Origin of the sequence: Corynebacterium anserum, from assembly GCF_014262665.1 — a bacterium.
GTDB lineage: Bacteria > Actinomycetota > Actinomycetes > Mycobacteriales > Mycobacteriaceae > Corynebacterium > Corynebacterium anserum.
In genome coordinates this window covers 1,015,276-1,034,105 of record NZ_CP046883.1, presented here as the reverse complement: position 1 = coordinate 1,034,105, position 18,830 = coordinate 1,015,276, and the positions used below count along the sequence as shown (strand labels likewise).

At 54.0% G+C, this 18,830-nt stretch carries 18 protein-coding genes; 17 read left to right on the top strand and 1 reads right to left on the bottom strand.

The window, feature by feature from the left end:
* Positions 1-7: 7 nt before the first annotated feature.
* The 13 genes from arc to GP473_RS04220 all read left to right on the top strand — a co-directional run bounded on the left by arc (position 8) and on the right by GP473_RS04220 (position 15,343).
* Positions 8-1,618 (top strand): proteasome ATPase, encoded by a 1,611-nt coding sequence (gene arc, locus GP473_RS04280; RefSeq protein ID WP_185769737.1) that lies wholly within the window; start codon positions 8-10, stop codon positions 1,616-1,618.
* 21 nt (positions 1,619-1,639) lie between these two features.
* Positions 1,640-3,172 (top strand): depupylase/deamidase Dop, encoded by a 1,533-nt coding sequence (gene dop / locus GP473_RS04275; RefSeq protein WP_186277194.1) that lies wholly within the window; start codon positions 1,640-1,642, stop codon positions 3,170-3,172.
* Between the two features lie 65 nt (positions 3,173-3,237).
* Positions 3,238-3,438: a ubiquitin-like protein Pup gene (locus tag GP473_RS04270; RefSeq protein ID WP_185769735.1), complete on the top strand. Its 201-nt coding sequence runs from the start codon at positions 3,238-3,240 to the stop codon at positions 3,436-3,438.
* 44 nt (positions 3,439-3,482) lie between these two features.
* Positions 3,483-4,901: a Pup--protein ligase gene (gene pafA, locus GP473_RS04265; RefSeq protein ID WP_186277269.1), complete on the top strand. Its 1,419-nt coding sequence runs from the start codon at positions 3,483-3,485 to the stop codon at positions 4,899-4,901.
* Complete coding sequence (locus GP473_RS04260; protein WP_186277193.1) at positions 4,898-5,938, top strand: helix-turn-helix transcriptional regulator; 1,041 nt, start codon at positions 4,898-4,900, stop codon at positions 5,936-5,938. The genes pafA and GP473_RS04260 overlap by 4 nt, the downstream gene beginning before the upstream one ends.
* Positions 5,935-6,981 carry a helix-turn-helix transcriptional regulator gene (locus GP473_RS04255; protein ID WP_186277192.1) on the top strand — a complete coding sequence of 349 codons (1,047 nt, stop codon included), beginning with the start codon at positions 5,935-5,937 and terminating at the stop codon, positions 6,979-6,981. Before GP473_RS04260 ends, GP473_RS04255 begins: the two co-directional genes overlap by 4 nt.
* Before the next feature lie 133 nt (positions 6,982-7,114).
* On the top strand, positions 7,115-7,438 hold the full coding sequence (gene tatA, locus GP473_RS04250; protein WP_185769732.1) for a Sec-independent protein translocase subunit TatA: 324 nt from the start codon (positions 7,115-7,117) through the stop codon (positions 7,436-7,438).
* Between the two features lie 15 nt (positions 7,439-7,453).
* A complete protein-coding gene (tatC, locus tag GP473_RS04245) occupies positions 7,454-8,566 on the top strand; it encodes a twin-arginine translocase subunit TatC (protein WP_246394914.1) in 1,113 nt (370 codons plus the stop codon).
* Between the two features lie 78 nt (positions 8,567-8,644).
* Positions 8,645-11,365, top strand: a complete 2,721-nt coding sequence (locus GP473_RS04240) for a DEAD/DEAH box helicase (RefSeq protein WP_186277191.1) — start codon at positions 8,645-8,647, stop codon at positions 11,363-11,365.
* Between the two features lie 68 nt (positions 11,366-11,433).
* Positions 11,434-12,168 (top strand): SDR family NAD(P)-dependent oxidoreductase, encoded by a 735-nt coding sequence (locus GP473_RS04235; protein ID WP_186277267.1) that lies wholly within the window; start codon positions 11,434-11,436, stop codon positions 12,166-12,168.
* 165 nt (positions 12,169-12,333) lie between these two features.
* On the top strand, positions 12,334-12,855 hold the full coding sequence (locus GP473_RS04230) for an FxsA family protein (protein WP_185769730.1): 522 nt from the start codon (positions 12,334-12,336) through the stop codon (positions 12,853-12,855).
* A complete protein-coding gene (lnt, locus tag GP473_RS04225; protein WP_343061508.1) occupies positions 12,855-14,486 on the top strand; it encodes an apolipoprotein N-acyltransferase in 1,632 nt (543 codons plus the stop codon). Before GP473_RS04230 ends, lnt begins: the two co-directional genes overlap by 1 nt.
* 62 nt (positions 14,487-14,548) lie before the next feature.
* On the top strand, positions 14,549-15,343 hold the full coding sequence (locus GP473_RS04220) for a polyprenol monophosphomannose synthase (RefSeq protein ID WP_185769729.1): 795 nt from the start codon (positions 14,549-14,551) through the stop codon (positions 15,341-15,343).
* 108 nt (positions 15,344-15,451) lie between these two features.
* Here the strand turns inward: GP473_RS04220 and GP473_RS04215 are convergent, their stop codons facing one another.
* Entirely contained in the window at positions 15,452-15,829 is a 378-nt protein-coding gene (locus GP473_RS04215) for an RNA polymerase-binding protein RbpA (RefSeq protein ID WP_185769728.1), read from the bottom strand.
* 184 nt (positions 15,830-16,013) lie between these two features.
* On the opposite strand from GP473_RS04215, the gene GP473_RS04210 reads away from it, so the two are divergent.
* The 4 genes from GP473_RS04210 (at position 16,014) to mgtE (ending at position 18,733) form a co-directional block, all read left to right on the top strand.
* Complete coding sequence (locus tag GP473_RS04210) at positions 16,014-16,301, top strand: hypothetical protein (protein WP_313770420.1); 288 nt, start codon at positions 16,014-16,016, stop codon at positions 16,299-16,301.
* 68 nt (positions 16,302-16,369) lie between these two features.
* Positions 16,370-17,068 carry a YceI family protein gene (locus tag GP473_RS04205; protein WP_186277190.1) on the top strand — a complete coding sequence of 233 codons (699 nt, stop codon included), beginning with the start codon at positions 16,370-16,372 and terminating at the stop codon, positions 17,066-17,068.
* 85 nt (positions 17,069-17,153) lie between these two features.
* Entirely contained in the window at positions 17,154-17,342 is a 189-nt protein-coding gene (locus GP473_RS04200; protein ID WP_186277189.1) for a hypothetical protein, read from the top strand.
* A complete protein-coding gene (gene mgtE, locus GP473_RS04195; RefSeq protein WP_186277188.1) occupies positions 17,339-18,733 on the top strand; it encodes a magnesium transporter in 1,395 nt (464 codons plus the stop codon). The genes GP473_RS04200 and mgtE overlap by 4 nt, the downstream gene beginning before the upstream one ends.
* Positions 18,734-18,830: the final 97 nt, after the last annotated feature.

Sequence of the window (18,830 nt, the reverse complement as noted above, 5' to 3'; positions counted from 1 at the left end):
AGGGTTTATGAGCGAGAACACACAGTCTCAGCCTGAAACCTTGCGCGAACTACAACTGGCAAATCGTACCCTGGGGGCACGCAATGCCAAGTTGGTCTCAATGCTCAAGGCCAGCCGAGACAAGCTGGAGGAGATGAATGCTCGCCTAGAAGCGATGGCACAACCTCCCAGCACATATGGCACCCTCCTTGCCGTCTGTCCCAAGGGTATGGAGGCAGAAGTTTTTACCGCCAACCGTCGCATGCGCGTACCAGTATCTCCTTTAGTTGAGCTGGCGTCGATGCAACCGGGATGCACGGTTCGCCTGTCCGAAGGACTCCAGATTGTTGAGGTCACCGGCATAGAAGACTCTGGTGACATCGCTCAGGTGGTTGAGATCGTCGGCGAACGCGTCATCATTGCTGACAAAATGGGGGAGGAGAGCGTAGTTAAGGCTGCTGGCTCTCTCCGTGACGCGGTAATCGCCAAGGATATTACCCCCGGTGATTCCGTCATTGTCGACCGCCGCTCCGGATGGGCTTTTGAGGCTCTACCGCGCACTGAGGTAACAAGCTTGGTGCTTGAAGAAGTACCGGATGTGTCCTACGAGGACATTGGCGGCCTCTCTCACCAAATCGAGCAGATCCGGGATGCAGTGGAGCTGCCATTTTTGCACCCTGAAATCTATCTACAGTACGGGCTACGTCCCCCAAAGGGAGTGCTTCTATACGGACCGCCAGGCAATGGCAAGACGCTGATTGCCAAAGCCGTGGCTCATTCCCTGGCTCAACACATGGGAAACGAAGCGGAGAGCACTGCGTCGGGAAATAAACCTCGCATGAAATCCTACTTCCTCAATATCAAGGGGCCCGAACTCCTCAACAAGTTTGTCGGAGAGACCGAACGACAAATTCGTCAGATATTTGAGCAAGCCCGGCGCGTCGCCAGCTCTGGTAACCCGGTCATAGTTTTCTTTGATGAGATGGAGGCGATCTTCCGCACCCGAGGTACAGGCGTGTCCTCTGACATGGAGTCGACCGTGGTGCCGCAACTACTTGCAGAGCTCGATGGGGTGGAATCAGTGGAAAACGTCATTGTGATAGGCGCTTCCAACCGAGAAGAGCTCATCGATCCGGCTGTGCTGCGTCCAGGCCGCCTCGACGTGAAGATCCGTGTGCAACGCCCCGATGCTTCCGCTAGCGCCGATATCTTGTCGAAGCACCTCACCGCAGATCTACCTCTTAATGAGGATCTGGTAGCCGAATTCGGGTCTCAAGAAGCTGCGGCGGCGCATCTGCGTAGCGTGATAGTGGAGCACATTTTTTCCACCGATGAATCCCGACGCTATGTCACATTGCACTGCGCGGACGGTTCCACGAAAGATCTTTATTGGTCGGATTTCGTGTCGGGAGCGATGTTGGCCAATATCGTCGATCGGGCAAAGACTGCTGCGATCAAGGATGTTCTCCGCGGTAGAGATGTGAACACCAGGGGAGGTTTGACGGTAGAGCATATTCACAATGCTGTCGCCGCTGAAGTTCGCGACAATGAAGACCTCCCAGATACCACCAACCCTGCCGAGTGGGCTCGGATCTACGGTCATACCACCAAACGCGTCACAGATATTACGGTTCACTAGAAGAGAGGCTTTGCTTCCCCTATGCATATCATCGGGTCGGAGACTGAATATGGAATTGTGGCTGTCGACCAACCAGATGTCAGTCCTATTTTGACCTCCACGCAAGCCGTGGTTGCATACGCTCAAACCAGCGGTCTGGGGGTGAACCGGCGTACCCGATGGGATTATGAAAATGAGTCGCCCTTGAGGGACATTCGTGGATTTGATCTTCGACGCTACCGCTCGGGAGCGGCGCCCGTGTTGGATCCCAATGCGTTAGGTGCTGCGAACGTCATCACCTCGTCAGGGGCGCGTTTTTATGTTGACCATGCCCACCCCGAATACTCTTCTCCGGAAAGTGCTTCTGCCTGGGAGGCGATGGTGTGGGATAAGGCCGGAGATCTCATTATGCACCGGGCTGCGGTAGCTTCGGGCAACGTCGATGGCCAACCGCGGCTGAAAATCTACAAGAATAACGTCGACGGCAAAGGTGCCTCCTATGGCTCACACGAGAATTATTTGTATCCACGCGCGCTCGATGTGGAAACGGTGCAGCAAGCGCTCATACCTCATTTCGTGACTCGCCAGGTATTTACGGGGGCGGGGCGTCTGGGACTGGGTACGACAGGACAGGAGAGTGGCTTCCAGATCTCTCAGCGAGCCGACTACATCGAAACTGTCATTTCTCTAGAGACCACACTTAACCGGGGCATTATCAACACCCGTGACGAACCCCACGCCACGGCGGATAGCTGGCGCCGTCTCCACGTCATTATTGGCGACGCAAACATGAGTGAGTTAGCGAACTACCTCAAGTTCGGCACCACCGCCTTGGTCCTGAAAGCCGTAGAGCACGGAGCGGACTTTTCCGATATGAAGTTCGTAGAGCCTGTGGACGCGGTACGCACCGTTTCCCGCGATCTCGACTGCTCGCAACCGTTACGGTTCTACGGCAACGTGTATCTATCTGCCATTGAAATCCAGCGCGAAATCCGTCGCCGTGTGGTGGATACTCTGCAGCCAGTGGGCATACTCAGCGATGATGACCGCAACGTGCTGACCGAATGGGAGGACATCCTCGCCGCTCTCGACAGTGATCCGTTGAGCACAGCTGACCGGTTGGACTGGACGGCCAAATTGTCCCTCATCAATGGTTATCGCGGACGCGGGATCAGCTGGGATGATCCGCGCCTTGCTGTGATTGACATTCAGTATTCAGACATTGATCCAGATAAAAGTCTCTATCACGCACTAGTAAGACGGGGACGGATGCGCACCCTCGTGGATTCTGCCACCGTGGAAGCAGCCGCTGTTAATGCCCCAACCACCACTCGCGCATGGCTTCGCGGATACTTAGTCACGCATTTTTCCGAACATATTTTGTCCGCAAACTGGGACAGCGTCATCGTAGATTGTGAGCATGATGGCCTTCCAGCTACGCGCATCCGTATGGATGAGCCAACTGAATTCACTCGAGCTCAGATCCTCGGCGACGACGATTCGCACCCATCCTTGCAGGAGCTCATCGCCAAGCTGAAAGCAATCCGAGAGGAGGCGATAAGCGGCGTCGGCTAAAAGACATGGCGCAACCCACTAGAGTAGAAGCCACGGATCAGTACACAGCAAGGAGCGAGAAAACAATGACGACGGGCGGGAACATTCACGCTGGCGGCGGACGCGGCGATGACAACAGTGATCCTCTGGACCCATTGAACACCGGAGGCGGACAAGAACAGATGTCCGTCACAGGTACCGACGATCTCCTGGATGAAATCGACGGATTGCTGGAGAGCAACGCGGAGGAATTTGTCCGCTCTTATGTGCAAAAGGGTGGTCAGTAAGCGTGACCAAGGGACTATCCTCCCACGTCAATGTGCGCCGCATTATGGGTCTGGAGACCGAATACGGCATCACTAACATCCTGGACTCCACACGCCGGCTTGGACCCGACGAAATCGCCCGCGAGCTATTCGAACCAATCACCCGCGAATTCCGTAGTTCGAATATCTATACCAACAACGCGTCTCGTCTCTACCTCGACGTGGGAGCCCATCCGGAAATCGCCACCGCCGAGTGCGATAGCCTTCATCAACTAATAGCCTATGACCGTGCTGGCGATCTCACATTGCACCGAATGGCCCTGGAGGCCGAGCAGCGACTTGAGCAACGAGGAATTGGCGGCCATGTCTTTCTGCTAAAAAACAATACGGATACACTTGGCAATTCCTACGGCTGCCATGAGAATTACCTCATCGGACGCGATGTCCCTCTTAAAGCTTTAAGTGCCCAGCTTTTGCCTTTCCTGATTACCCGTCAACTAATAGCGGGTGCCGGTAAGTTATCCATGCCTTCCGCAGGCGCCCCTAATGAAAACTTCGAACCGGGTTTTGTGATGAGCCAACGGGCAGATCACGTTTGGGAAGGTGTATCTAGCGCCACCACACGTTCCCGTCCAATTATCAATACCCGGGACGAACCGCACGCCGATTCTTCTCGCTACCGGAGACTACACATCATCGTAGGTGACTCCAACATGTCTGAAGTCACCACTGCACTCAAAGTAGGCAGCACGCTGCTCGTGCTCGAACTCATTGAAGCCGGATGGGATCTGCCCGATTATGAGATGGCAAACGAAATTCGTTCCATCCGCGATATTGCCCGCGACTTCACCGCAACGGTGCCCATCAAACTGCGCAACGCCCAGGAAGCCACTCCACTAGAAATTCAGCGCTCATTTTGTGAGGCATCAAAACAATGGCTTTCCCAGCGTCCCGATCCGCCGGCTGATGAGGTTGGATTCCGAGGTACGCCAAATTCTCAGCTAGAACCCGTCGTGGAGTTATGGGAGCGAACGCTCAATTGTTTCGACACTGGAGATTTCACCCCTGTAGCCACTGAGATCGATTGGGTTATTAAAAAGACTCTCATGGACCGCATCGCTGCCCGCAATAATTTGGACGCTACTGATCCCCGCCTGGTGCAGGTAGATTTGACCTATCACGATATTCACCCCGATCGGAGTTTATTCAACGTTCTCGTCAAACGTGGTTTTGCTCAGCGGCTTATCGAACCCGGCGTGAGTGAACAAGCAATCACAGAACCACCAGCGACCACACGGGCGGCGCTGCGGGGCCATTTCCTGAAAAAGGCACGCGCGACAGACACCTCCATCACCGTTGATTGGATGCGGTTAAAGATCAATGGTGAACACGGAATGGAGACCGTGCTTGCTGATCCTTTCTCCGAAGTCGATGAACGTGTGGACTCCATGATCGCCCTCATGGAAACAGGTTGCGCGCCGTGAACCAACAGAAGCACTTCTCACAATCACCTCCCCGAAACCGTAACCTCCCGGCGAAAGTGAGTTGGGAAAAGGGTGCTTCTCGGCTGCTCAATTTAGTCATAGCACTGATCAATGAGAACCAACCTCGCAGTGCAGATTGGGTGATCTCTCACGTCGATGGTTACGATTCACCGACGCCAGCTTCCCGGCGTAAACAACTCCAGCGAGACCGTAACACCCTCGCACAACTGGGATTATGCATTGAGGTGCACCACGGGGGAAATGGAGGTGAACTTTACTTTCTCGACCACGAGGCAGCGTTTCTTCCGGAACTGGATCTGACTCCCAAACAGGCAGATGTGTTGGTAGCTGCTGCACGCTGGACTCAATCGGGAGAGATGTCCGCCGCAGCGGAAAGTGCCTACCACAAGCTGGTTGCAGCTGGGATACGCCGCGGTCTCAGTTCCTCTGTCATCGCGAGTGTTCCCGATCTCACTGATCTCGATCAGAAATCAATTGATGCGATCTTTCGAGCATTGGATAATGGCTTGTGCATCACGTTTGATTACTATCAGTCTCTCGTCGGATTCCCAACACGTCGAACACTAGAGCCCTGGGCGTACGGTGCAGTGGATGGCAAGCTCTATGTCACTGGATGGGACACCCAACGCAATGCACAGCGAACCTTCCGCATCTCACGCATTTCAGATATTGAGGTTTTGGCCCAATTCATCACCCACCCTGTACCAGATCTTCCCAGTTCCGAACTCATCCGCCAGGGTTTGAACTCATCGGGAACTATGGTTCACGCTGTTCTCCGCTTTCACGAATCATCTGGTGCCGAGGAGCTGCGCCTGCTCACCGATGCCTCTGGTGCCATTGGCCCTGTCGACCGCGACTGGCTTGTGAAGACAGCCGCTGCTTATGCGCCCGATGCCGTGGTAGTAGAACCTGAAGACATCGTCAGTGATGTAGTCCAGCTTCTACGCTGTGCTACAGGCGAATCATTTAACGTCGCCGCATTTCAGACGACAAAAGAGGAAGCTGAGCGACCATGACACAGGACACATCTCAGACGCACACCACATCTCGGCTGCCTGCCGCAGGAGCTCAGTTCGCTCAGAGCCTCAACGTTCTCACTTGGTTTCATTCCCATCCACACGGGACTTTCATGCAGGCCTCGAGCCAACTCGGGCTGTCAGTACCCCAGATCAAGCATGAGCTTCAGCAACTATCTTACTGCGGTCTGCCAGGCTACTTGCCAGGGTCGTTAGTCGAAATCAATGTGAACAAGACCACTGCGTCAGTGGAATTCACAGCTGGATTAGACAGGCCGTTAACGCTTACGAGCATGGAAGCGGGAGTACTCCTGTTCAACCTCGAGGCTTTACGGAACACCGTAGATCCCTCTTACCATGATGCCATCGATGATGTGGTGAGCACTCTGCGCTCTTTACTGAGGGACTCACGGAAGTATCAGGTGAGACGCGAGGATAGGGGTTTAGTGGCGTCGGATAGCTCGACGCACAATGACCGTCCGCTGACTCAGGCGGAGCAAGAACACGATGAACAAGGTGCGCTTCTAGCCTCTATGCGTGCGGCCGTAACACAACGCCGTCTCATCTGTGCTGATTACCACTCGTTAAACAGTGATTCCGTCACGCGGCGCACGTGGATTCCGGATCGTATTGCGCTGATCAACGGCGAACCTTATCTATGGGGGAGAGAAGATGAGCGTGAGCAACGTATCTATGCCATCGATCGGATGCGAAATATCACGTTCGGGGCACAAGATTCAGCTCCGGCTCCCCAACATCCTGTGATTAAGGAGGAAGATCCCTTTAATTTTGAAGCCACCTCCGAGTGGGTCACATTGGAACTTCATAAGAATTTGGCGTGGATGCTCGAGTACTACCCAATGTGGCTTATCGAAGAGCAGCCAGAAAATGACTATCTAGCAGTGACGATGCCAAATACTGGCGCATGGTTGGAACGTTTTTGTGTGGCATACTCGGAAAGCATCCAGGTGATTGAACCACTAGACTTAGCGAAGAGAGTTCGTGAGCGCGCAAAACTAGGACTTCAGGCTTATAGTATCTAGGTGCACCACGTCGGCAAGGCTTATTCTCCGAGATTCTCTCTTGGAGAGAAGCTCACCGGCACTGAATTCCAGTGGAAAAGCAACTCGCTCACGCACTGTCCATACAAATGTTTGACTATGTGAAAGGTCCCACATGAACCTCGGCCCATGGGAACTTGCCCTCATCATTTTCGTTGTTTTCCTGTTGTTCGGGGCATCCCGGCTGCCTAATGCCGCACGATCTCTCGGCCGTTCCATGCGCATTTTCAAATCCGAAATGGATGAAATGAAGACGGATAAGCAGGCCGTTGCCCAGGAAAAACAAGCAATCGAACAACAGCAACCGACTGCTCATACCGTGCCTCAGCCCTCAGTTCAGCAACAACCGGTACAGCAGCAACCTGTTCAGCAACAACCGGTGCAGCAGCCACAGCCTCCCGTCGAACATCCTCAGCGTGACTACGGTCAGCAGCAATAGGCCTCAGCTCCTGCTATGTCCTCAGCAACTGCACCGCTGACAAGGCGCTTCTTTCACATCAAGAAGCGCAAAAAAAGGCCTGCCGACGGGCAAATGAGCATCGTCGAGCACATCGAGGAACTACGCCAGCGGCTCTTCGCGTGCTTGATCATCATCGGTATCGGCACCATCTTTGGCTACATCTGGTATGGCACCAATCTCGGACCCGTTCCTTCACTGGGTTGGATTCTTAAGGAGCCGTACTGCAATCTGGATCCGGGTATGCGCCTAAGCGCGGCGGATGGTCAGTGCGCTCTGTTGGCTACCACTCCATTCGAGATGTTCATGCTGCGTTTGAAAGTCGGTGCGCTCGCGGGAACAGTTTTAGCTTCTCCTTTTTGGATTGCTCAGATCTGGGCCTACATCACGCCGGGATTAAAAAAGAACGAAAGGCGTTGGACTCTGTCCGTTGGCTTCGCCACCGGCTTCCTTTTTATTTTTGGTGCGGTTATTGCATACTTCGTCCTGTTCTATGGCCTTGAGTTTTTGATGTCTCTAGGTAAAGACGTCCAAATCTCAGCGCTCAACGGTAATGAATACTTCAAATTCGTTATCACGCTCATAGTCGTATTCGGTGTGAGCTTCGAGGTTCCCCTCATCACTGTTTTGCTCAATGCCGCAGACGTCATCACCTACAAACAGCTCAAGGATAAACGCCGCTATATCATCGTCGGTCTCTTCATCTTTGCCGCTTTTGCCACCCCGGGCCAAGATCCACTCTCAATGGTGATCCTCGCCCTGGTGTTGTGTCTGCTCATGGAGATCGCTACTCAAATTGCCCGTATCAACGACCGCAAACGAACTGAGAAGATAGAGGAGTGGATGAATCTCGAGGATGACCAGGCCTCATCAATAGATTCCGCCCAACCTATCGGCCAAGCAACGCACGTGGACGCCACCCAGGATGTCGCTCGAGCAACATCGATCGATCGCCCCACCAGCCTCCCTGACAATCCATCCCCGGGTACCGCCAGCCGTGCTCCACGCAGCAGCAGTAGTGCTCGCCCTCATCAACAGCCACAGACCAATGGGCGCCGCGACGGTCTCGACCTACACTCCGAATCGGGAAATTTTGACGATGTTCTCTGAGCCGTTGTCGTAAAAACCTTCTTCGGGAAAGAACCTCCGCAAGAGCTCCCGTCGCTCCACAGGGTAGGCTCGTTAGCGATGACTGACGATGTTTTACGCCGTTCGGAGTATTCCGCTGACGTTGAGCGCTTCCGCGAACTCTACCCATTTGGACTCGACGCATTCCAACTGGATGCAGCCGAGGCCATTGCACAAGGAAGGGGAGTACTTGTTGGTGCTCCCACAGGTGCCGGCAAGACCGTCGTTGGAGAGTTTGCCGTATTCAGCGCGTTTCACCATCAAGGCACGTGTTTCTACACCACCCCAATTAAAGCGTTAAGCAACCAGAAATATCACGACCTCGTCAGACGCTACGGAGAAGACAGGGTGGGGTTACTGACAGGTGACGTCACTATCAATGCAGATGCGCCCATTGTGGTTATGACCACTGAAGTGCTCCGCAACATGATCTACGCAGACTCTGACCGGCTGCGTACTTTAACCCACGTGGTGATGGATGAGGTGCATTTCTTATCTGATCCCTCACGAGGCCCAGTCTGGGAGGAGGCAATTCTCAACCTCGATCAACGAGTGATCCTTGTATCTTTATCCGCTACTGTCTCCAACGTCGAGGAATTCGGTGGATGGTTGCGAACCGTGCGCGGTGATACCGACATCATCGTCACTGATACGCGCCCCGTACCGCTCAACCAATACATGATGGTTGGCCGCCAAATTCTACCGCTGTTCGACGGCAAAGACGAGCATATTGGCTCGGTAAACAGAGCCGTGGTAGCTGCTGTTGCCAAGCAAGAGCAGACAGGCAAGCGCCGAGAACCTCAACGTGCTGACGTTGTCCAACACATGCTCTCTGCGAAAATGCTACCCGCAATCTACTTCATTTTCTCTCGCGCAGGCTGCGATATGGCTGTCAAACAACTGCTCATGGCCAAAGTGGATTTCACATCTCCTTCAGCTCGAGAGGAAATTCTACGGACGGTGAATGAGGGTGTCGCCGGTCTTACGCCTGAAGATCTGAATGTACTGGGCTTCCGGCAATTCCGCAGGGCACTGTCACGTGGATTTGGTTGCCACCATGCCGGCATGTTACCGGCGTTCCGCCATATCGTAGAAGACTTGTTCTCCCGCGGGTTGCTGAAAGTCTGCTTTGCCACCGAGACGTTGGCTCTCGGTATCAACATGCCAGCGCGTTCCGTGGTGTTGGAAAAACTCGTGAAATTCAATGGTGAAGCACATGTTGATCTCACTCCTGGACAATACACCCAGCTCACTGGCCGCGCCGGCCGCAGGGGAATAGATACGGTCGGCAACGCAGTGGTGCTATGGCAACAGGGGATCGACCCGCATGCAGTTGCTGGTCTGGCTTCAACTCGTACTTACCCACTCAATTCAACCTTCCGCCCTGGGTACAACATGGCGGTGAACATGCTGGGCACCCAAGGATGGGAAGAGTCTCATCGTTTATTAGAACGTTCTTTTGCCCAGTACCAAGCAAATGGGACCGTTGTGGAGCGTGCGGAGGCTGTGGAACGGCGCCGTCGTGACCTCACCGAACAATCGGAACAGCTCACTGCTCTGGTTGCTCAAGAGACACACGCTGGTTCTAGCGAGCTAGCTGACGATGTGTCGCGCGCCCTGGAGTATGCGCGATTGCGTCGCGAATTAGCTCAGGAGGAACGCCGCGCACGACGGAACGCAGGCGACGAACGGCAAGGCGAAATTACCCAGCTTTTGCGCAGCCTACGCTCTGGCGACGTTATCGCACTACCCACTGGTCGTGACCCTATGACCGCCGTTATTGTTCGCCAGGATTCCACGCCGAAAAATCCCCGTCCTACCATCATCACCGATGAAGGTTGGGTGGAGCGCATCCAGCCGAACATGTTCGGCAACGTTCCGGTACTCATCGGACATATGCGTCTGCATAAAGGTGTAGGACGCGCGCCTAAGAAACAAGCCCGTTCCGTCGCAGCTAATCTTCGCCGTATGCATTTTGAGCATAAGCCTGCCAAGCTCAAGCCAAAAGCACGGGGCAACTCAGCTCGAGCGACGGCTTTGCGCAACCAAATTCAGATGCATCCTGTCCATTCATGGACATTACGGGAAGACGTCACGCGCGTCGCCATTGCACATATCAAAGCACAGCGTCGGCTGGATTTTGAGCAGAAGATCTCCGGTGTGGAAAAGGACAGCCTGGCTGATCAGTTCAATCACATTGTGTCTCTGCTAGAGGAGCTGGATTACGTAGAAACCAATGTGGACAACGAGGGCAAGAAGACAGCGAATACAACCTTCGAGGGAGAACGCTTGGCTCGCATTCACCACGAGTCCGATCTGCTCGTTGCGCAGTGCCTACGTCGTGGAATTTGGGATCAGTTAGATCCCGCAGAATTAGCCGCGGTTGTTTCCACGGTGGTGTTCGAGAACCGCAAAGAGACTGGGGACTCTACCGAAGTTCCTACCGATGCGCTCGCCATCGCCATTGACCACACCATCCGCATCTATGACGAACTTAGTTACGACGAAAAACGCCATGGGTTAAATGTCACCCGCCCTCCTGAATTGGGTTTTGCTACAGCGTTACACCAGTGGGCGGCCGGAGCACCTCTGGAGTATTGCTTGAGGGCAGCAGCCGCATCAGGGGCGGTTCTCACACCTGGTGACTTCGTGCGATGGTGTCGCCGCGTGATTGATCTATTAGACCAAATCCGACAAACCGCTTACAGCCAGGAAGTACGCAGTACTAGCCGCAAAGCATCCAAGGCGATTAATCGATCCGTCGTCGCTCTGGAAACGTAATTTCGCTGCGTCTTTTCACTAGTACGGTCTTTACACTAGAGGATGTGAATGCACAGAACACTGGCTCGATGACAATCGCTATTTTCGGCGCAAACAGCGAAATAGGCGCAGAAATTGCCACTCTCATGGCTCCGGGTAACAATATCGTTTTAGCTGGTCGACGGATGGATGATCTCGAGCGCCAAGCAGTTAATCTTCGGCACCGTGGGGCTCGGGAAGTCCACTGCGTATTCTTCGATGCAACTGAGACTTCAACTCATTCCCGCGTGATAGACGTCATAGAGCAAGAGGGCACAACAATAGACGTCGCCTTCGCCATGTTCGGTGTACTGGGCAATCAGCAGGAAGCCGAGCGTAGCGGGGAAGAAGTACATAGGATTCTGCACACGGACTTCACGGCGCAGGCCGTGTTACTTACGGAATTGACGCATCGTATGAAACAACGAGGAAGGGGAACGGTGGTGGCTTTTTCCTCTATTGCGGGGGCCCGGGTGCGTCGCCCAAATTACGTCTACGGTTCCGCGAAGTGCGGTTTAGATGGATTTTGTCAGGGTATGCAAGATGCCCTCGTCGGTACGGGGGTGCGCCTATTAGTGATTCGTCCTGGTTTTGTTATCGGACGAATGACTCAAGGAATGGACCCAGCTCCGCTGTCATCCACTCCGGCTCGCGTGGCTCGCGCCACAGTCGATGCCCTAGCCAATCCACATGCAACAAATATCTGGGTTCCTGCTCAACTCAAGGTCTTAGCAGCAGTCATGCAACTGGTACCGCGCTGGTTATGGCGTCGAGCTCCCCGCTAATCTCTTAAGCACGATAGGCTGGAGGGGAGAGAGGCTTAGATATAAGCTAAGGGGGCATGCGGAAGCAACTCACTGCCGCTGGTGTGTGATCGATGGTGAGGCCGCGCAACAAACCCATCTCTCAGTAATTTTCCATGAGAGACCGTCAGTCAGGAGCAATTTTCTATGCCTTTGGTGGCAGCTGCTTATTTTCTCATTGAGCTCATTGCTTTCTTCCTCATAGGGAAGTGGATTGGGTTCGGTTGGGCGCTGATATTATTAATCGCGCTGTTCATCGCTGGTATGGCTGTGTCTGCCTGGCAATTGCGCGCCTTGACTGAGCGCGTGGCTACCCAGACAAATCATCCCGGCAAACTTACAGCAGACGCCGCTTTAACTGTTGTTGGTGCCTTCCTGGTTGCCGTTCCCGGTATCGTCTCGACAGTATGCGGCTTATTACTCATGCTTCCGCCAACCCGTGCACTCACCCGTAAACTCATCGGCGCAAGCGCCCGTCGAGCTTTGGCTAACTTCGGTGGTTCCGCGTTTACAACAGTTACCCAGTATGGTGCTCCCGGCAGCAAAAATATTCCCGGATGGGGAGAGGTCATTGATCATCGAGAAGATGAAGCTCCTCGCGGTCCCCGCAACAACAGCTCCTCATCCTCAGATGATCCTTCAGACAAGAACAAGGGCATTACAGAGTAGTGTTTCGCCTGGTCCTCGCCGCTTTTAGTGGGCTGATGCTCTATGCATCCTTCCAACCGACGGGGTTGTGGTGGGCTGCTCCAATTGGTTTTGCTCTCTTCTTCCTGGCCGTCACGTCAGAGCGCGCCATTGTCATGGCATGGCTTCAGGGCGCTGTGCTCTACCTATTGCTTCTGCCATGGGTCGGGGAATTTGTTGGCTGGTATGCGTGGGTTGCTCTTGCTGCAGTCCAATCGTTGTATTCTCTGCTTTTTGGTCTGGGCTTAAGATACGCTCTTCGCCGCCCTCTGAACGCCAGTCGTTTTCAGGTTTTCACCTCGGCAATCGCCATAGCCGCGTGGTTTACTGCTACCGAATGGCTCCGTTCCAGTTGGCCTTTTGGTGGGTTTCCTTGGGGGCGCATTGCGTGGGGGCAGGTGGGCGGTCCTCTGGGTTGGTGGGTTCAGCTGGGTGGGCCAGCCTTGGTTTCTTTTATCACCGTGTTTTCTGGGATAGCGTTGGCATGGACGACCTGGTTCGCGTGCGCTGGACGGTTTTATTTTTTCCGACGCTACACGGCTCCTTCCTCCCGACTGTATCTCGGAGTACCAGCAGCCATTGCACTAGTTGTGGCCGTAGGTATCGGTACGGCGGTATCCATTAATTCCTCCATCATGGCTAAAGATACAGACATGGAAGCCAGCGATAACGCCCACATCAATGTCGCTGCCATTCAGGGCAATGTCCCGCGACTCGGCTTAGATTTTGCGGCCCAACGTCGCGCTGTGTTGGATAACCACGCACGGCTTACGCACACTCTTGCCGAGGAGGTTCGGGCAGGAAAACAGCCTCAGCCGGATCTGGTGATTTGGCCGGAAAACGCCTCTGATGTCAATCCTTTCACCAGCACGGAAGCAGCGGAAATTATCCAATCCGCGGTCGACGACATCCGTGCTCCTATTCTGCTAGGTACGGTATCTCCCGAGCACAACAGCATGTATGCCTGGGGGGCAGACGGACCGGGGGACGTGCATAACAAGCGCTATTTGCAGCCTTTCGGGGAATACATGCCTTTTCGTGATCTGCTTCGCATGATCACTCCCTTAGTGGATCGAGCAGGTAACTTCCAGCCAGGTAGCGATAATGGTGTCGTGACGATGGAGCCGTACTCTCTTGAGTCCCCAAGCCATTATCCTGTCGAGGTGGGAGTGGCGACCTGTTATGAAATCGCATTCGATGGGGCTACTCGTCGTGCTATCAACGGCGGGGCACAAATACTAACCACCCCCACGAACAACGCCACCTTTGGTTTTACCGATATGACGTATCAACAGTTGGCAATGAGCCGTATGCGCGCCATGGAGTATGACCGCTCATTGGTTGTTGCAGCAACCAGCGGCGTCTCCGCCATAATCAATCCCGACGGCTCTGTCGTCGAGCACAGCACGATATTCCAGCCAGCCATACTCAGTGCTAACCTCTCGCTGCGAGACTCGCGAACTATATCAGCTTATGTCGGACCATGGGTAGAGTGGGTTTTATCCGCCATGGGTATCTGCTTCGTCATTGCTGGTTTCGCCATCAAACGGTGTGGCGTGACGTCGGGTAAAAACGAGCCGACACGCCACCCGAATCGGCAGAAAGCACAGTGAGTGACTAAACTCAGCAGGGTAATGGGGCCGCACATGCCCGCATAAGAAAGGTTGTTTTATACATGGCGAAGCTCAGCGACAAGACGCTGGTCATCATCCCCACGTTCAACGAGAAGGAAAACCTTCCGCTGATCATCAACCGTTTGCTCGCCGCCGAGCCCGAGCGCGTCAATGTTCTCGTCGTCGACGATAACAGTCCGGACGGCACCGGCGAGCTAGCTGACGACATGGCAGCCAAGGACGAGCGCATCAAAGTTATGCACCGGCAGGGCAAGGGGGGCCTCGGCGGCGCGTACATCGCCGGATTTAAATGGGGTCTCGACCGTGACTACGAGATCTTGTGCGAGATGGATGCCGACGGCTCGCACGCCCCAGAGCAACTGCACCTGTTGTTGGATCGCATCGACTCCGGCGCTGAAATGGTCATCGGTTCGCGTTATGTCCGTGGCGGCAAAACCGTAAATTGGCCAGCATCGCGCCAAATCCTCTCCAGAGGAGGTAACTTGTATGCCTCAATGGCCCTAGGTGCGGGACTATCCGACATCACCGGCGGCTACCGTGCCTACCGTCGAGAAGTTCTCGAGGGTATCGACCTAGACGCGGTGGATTCTGCGGGATATGTCTTCCAAGTAGACCTCGCTTTCCGCGCTGTCATGGCTGGCTTCGACGTGCGCGAAGTACCTATCACCTTCACCGAACGTGAACTCGGCGAATCTAAGATGAGCGGCAATATCGTCTCCGAAGCAATGATTCAGGTAACCAAGTGGGGAGCAGCCCACCGAGCTGAACAAGCGAAGAACCTGGCATCTGAATTTTGGCGTATCGGTTCGGGCAGCTTTATCAACATGTTTAAGTAAGTTTTCTGAGCATGCCGTGAAATAGAAGAGTTGCAAAAAGCTCCCTCTCTGCGAATCATCGGGAAAGGGAGCTTTTCTCTTGAGGGAAAGAGCACTTCGTACAACGGCTCAGCCATTATTAGCGGCTTCTTGCTCCTTCATCAACTTGACCGCATTACGGCGACGCTTCCGTAGTAATTCAATGCGCTCCTCAAGGAGAACGTCCAGCTCTTCGAGAGAACGGCGCTCCCGGAGCATATCCCAGTGGGTACGCGGAGGCTTAGCAGGTTTGGTTTCCTGGCCATCACCCTCCATGAGGGTGCCCATCTGTCCGTTCTTGCACATCCACTCATTAGGGACTTCAGCGTCATCAGCGAACGGAACCTCATAGACCTCGCCATTTTCGGTCTGGTACTTCACCATGCGACGAGGAGCCAGATCATGATCGCGATCGGTCTCGTAGGACACAGCGCCCATGCGGCTACCGCGGAGTACGCGATCTGCCATTGTGCCTCACTCCTAAAATTCTTTGGTTGGAAGGTCAAGCGTGCCACGGGAACAGTGGCACAACCACACTAGTGTAACGGGTTTCGCTTTATAGTTATTCAACGGATAGCTACTAACATTTGTTCCCATGCCCACTCATCCCGTGAGAAAGCCCCCTAACCACTGCGCATGGTGTGGCAAAGAGATGACGATCAACCCAGCAGGCCGGCGCCGAAAGTACTGTTCGCATGCGTGTCGGCAACGCTCCTATGAACAGCGCCACCAGCTCGAAGGCACGGGTATTCCCCAGGATTCGGTCATCTTATCTGCCTCTAAGGTAGCCAAACTCCACGATGAATTATTCGAGTTGCGTTGTGCTGCCGAAGACATCCACACAGCGGCTCACGATGGGGAAGACCATGCAACTATCGCGCTACTCGCGGCGGACGTTGTGAACATCGCCCGTCAGGTCGAAAACTTCCGCAACCACTAGTCGCATACGAGGTCTCTGCGTGCAGTTTATGATTAGCTTTTTTCAATTTGGGGGCTAGGCTTATACGCATGCGTAAGGGAATCATCACGCTCGGTGTCATCGGCATCATTTTCTGTCTACTCTTTGCTTTCGGTCCAATCGTGATGCACATGATCAACGATAAGGGCCTCAAGGCCGCAGACATGGCCACTGGTGGTGAACCAGCATCCATCGGTATGGATGGTTCTTGGTACACAGTCCAGGGTTACGGTTCAAATTCCACTCAGGCCGGTTATACATTTTTCGAAAAGCTACCCGCAGAATCTAAAACCACATCTGGGCGGACCGATAACCTCCAGGACGAACACGTCCACGGTGAGCTCACCGTCAAGAATGAGATGCTGACCGCTGGCAAGGTGGAGGTCGATGTTGCCTCTATTACCTCCGATAATCAAAAGCGGGATAACAACGTACGCAAAGACATTCTGCACACCACTGAGTTTCCTAAAGCGACGTTTAGCCTCACTAAACCCGTGGACATCTCCCGTCTTCCCTCTGATGGAAAAGTTGCTCCCATCACGGTTACTGGAGATCTCACACTACACGGCGTCACTAAGCGCATCACTACCGAGCTGAAAGTTCTTCGCACAGGGGAGAGCGTCATAGTCCAAGGCAACATTCCGGTGAAACGTTCAGATTTCAAGATAGATACAGGTCAGTTTGTTGCCGCTGTGATCCAAGACGAAGGTACGATTGATCTGCTCTTAGTCTTCCAACAAAAGCACTAATAGGGCACAATTCCTTTGTTGCTTGGCGGAGCTTTCCTAGCCCTCAGTACATCGATTCCACGCCGTCAGTAAAGAGCATAGAAACATGTCACCCCAAACCATTTTCTTTTCCCGTATTATGCGCATCGTGGTGTTGCTGTTTTTCACCATTTATCTACTGATGAGCGCGAATAGCTGGGTGAACTATCTTTTTAGCGCGGTCTGCATCCTTTTTCTTCTCACTACAGTCTGGCAACTATGGGCTACCTATAAGCGTGACGGAGGGCTGCCATGACGGCCGCTGCCGCGCAGGCTTCTTTGCGCTCCCTTCTTCATTCCCGGGACGTTGATACGGCTCGGCAATGGCTATCGGCGGAGACTTCTTCATCAATTGCCGAGGAGTTTTCGCGGCTTACCCCCTCTGAAATGGCAATAGCCTTCCGTCTTCTCACGAAAGAACGCGCTCTCAGAGTTTTCGAGTTTATTGATCCTCCTGTGCAGGCTGATCTTCTCCACGGTCTCCGAGAGGAGGAGACAGGGGAAATGTTCAACTCTCTAGCACCGGATGATCAGGCAGAGCTCCTCGACGAAATGCCCGCAAAAGTGGCGGCGCGTTTGCTCGAGGGGTTACCGAACTCTCGGCGAGAACTAGTCGATGACCTTCTTGGTTATCCTGCTGAATCTGCAGGTCGACTCATGGTTCCTACGCCCACAGTGCTCTCACCGCGCGTCACGAGGGAGGAAGCACTGGAGAAGATACAGCGCAATGCTGAGAATTCTCGCCATCCCGATATAAACGCAAGCCACTCTGAAATTGCGGTCATACCCGTGACAGATGATACCCGTAAGCTTCTCGGTACAGTTGCACTATCATCACTGGTCACAGCACCGACTGGTACAAGAGTGGAGGAGTTGCTGCATAGAGATAAGCACCATGTACAGGCTTCAGAGGACCAGGAGGTTGCCGCTCGTCTTATGCAGGAATCAGACATGCTGGCATTGCCTGTGGTGGATGCTGAGGAGCGTATTCTCGGCCTCATCACGGTCGATGACGCCATGGAGGTACTGGAGTTCGAGGCTACCGAAGATGCTTATCGCTCGGGTGGCTCAGAACCTCTCAAAGAGCCTTATCTCACAGCTACCGTTATGACACTTGCGAAGAAACGTGGCATCTGGCTAATCATCCTCATTCTCGCGGCATTTCTCACCATCAATGTCATGGAGATTTTCGAATCCACACTCGAGGCGGTGGTGGTTCTCAGCGTTTTTGTGCCAATGATCATCGGTACGGGTGGCAATGCCGGCTCGCAAGCAGCCAGTTCCGTTGTACGTGCCTTGGCAGTCGATGAAGTACGGCCGAGCGATATCTTTCGCGTGATCTGGCGAGAGGTACGCGTGGGCTTTCTGCTTGGTATCTTTCTGGGCGCGCTTATTTTCCCTGTGATCTTCCTTTTGTACGACGGCCGCGTCGGCGCGACAATCTCACTTTCCATCGTGGCAATTTGTACGTGGGCATGCATTGTCGGCGGCGTACTCCCGTTGGCCGGCCGTCAGCTCGGTGTCGATCCAGCTGTGTTTTCGACGCCAGTGGTGTCGACGCTCGTGGATGCGACTGGGTTGCTGATCTATTTTTCCGTGGCGGGAATGATCATGGCTGAGCAAATTGCTGCAGCTACCGGAGGGTAAAGAAACGTCACAGTGACATTTCTCCACCTATGACGTGTGTGTTCTTTCGCTAGAAAATGAGAGCTCTGGCGAGGACCTAACACTCGCTAGAGCTCTT

What these genes read in the sequence shown, in the direction of transcription:
- arc (WP_185769737.1), top strand. Translation starts at nt 8, where the DNA reads ATGAGCGAGAACACACAGTCTCAGCCTGAAACCTTGCGCGAACTACAA.
- dop (WP_186277194.1), top strand. Translation starts at nt 1,640, where the DNA reads ATGCATATCATCGGGTCGGAGACTGAATATGGAATTGTGGCTGTCGAC.
- GP473_RS04270 (WP_185769735.1), top strand. Translation starts at nt 3,238, where the DNA reads ATGACGACGGGCGGGAACATTCACGCTGGCGGCGGACGCGGCGATGAC.
- pafA (WP_186277269.1), top strand. Translation starts at nt 3,483, where the DNA reads ATGGGTCTGGAGACCGAATACGGCATCACTAACATCCTGGACTCCACA.
- GP473_RS04255 (WP_186277192.1), top strand. Translation starts at nt 5,935, where the DNA reads ATGACACAGGACACATCTCAGACGCACACCACATCTCGGCTGCCTGCC.
- tatA (WP_185769732.1), top strand. Translation starts at nt 7,115, where the DNA reads ATGAACCTCGGCCCATGGGAACTTGCCCTCATCATTTTCGTTGTTTTC.
- tatC (WP_246394914.1), top strand. Translation starts at nt 7,454, where the DNA reads ATGTCCTCAGCAACTGCACCGCTGACAAGGCGCTTCTTTCACATCAAG.
- GP473_RS04240 (WP_186277191.1), top strand. Translation starts at nt 8,645, where the DNA reads ATGACTGACGATGTTTTACGCCGTTCGGAGTATTCCGCTGACGTTGAG.
- GP473_RS04235 (WP_186277267.1), top strand. Translation starts at nt 11,434, where the DNA reads ATGACAATCGCTATTTTCGGCGCAAACAGCGAAATAGGCGCAGAAATT.
- GP473_RS04230 (WP_185769730.1), top strand. Translation starts at nt 12,334, where the DNA reads ATGCCTTTGGTGGCAGCTGCTTATTTTCTCATTGAGCTCATTGCTTTC.
- GP473_RS04220 (WP_185769729.1), top strand. Translation starts at nt 14,549, where the DNA reads ATGGCGAAGCTCAGCGACAAGACGCTGGTCATCATCCCCACGTTCAAC.
- GP473_RS04215 (WP_185769728.1), bottom strand. Translation starts at nt 15,829, where the DNA reads ATGGCAGATCGCGTACTCCGCGGTAGCCGCATGGGCGCTGTGTCCTAC.
- GP473_RS04210 (WP_313770420.1), top strand. Translation starts at nt 16,014, where the DNA reads ATGACGATCAACCCAGCAGGCCGGCGCCGAAAGTACTGTTCGCATGCG.
- GP473_RS04205 (WP_186277190.1), top strand. Translation starts at nt 16,370, where the DNA reads ATGCGTAAGGGAATCATCACGCTCGGTGTCATCGGCATCATTTTCTGT.
- GP473_RS04200 (WP_186277189.1), top strand. Translation starts at nt 17,154, where the DNA reads ATGTCACCCCAAACCATTTTCTTTTCCCGTATTATGCGCATCGTGGTG.
- mgtE (WP_186277188.1), top strand. Translation starts at nt 17,339, where the DNA reads ATGACGGCCGCTGCCGCGCAGGCTTCTTTGCGCTCCCTTCTTCATTCC.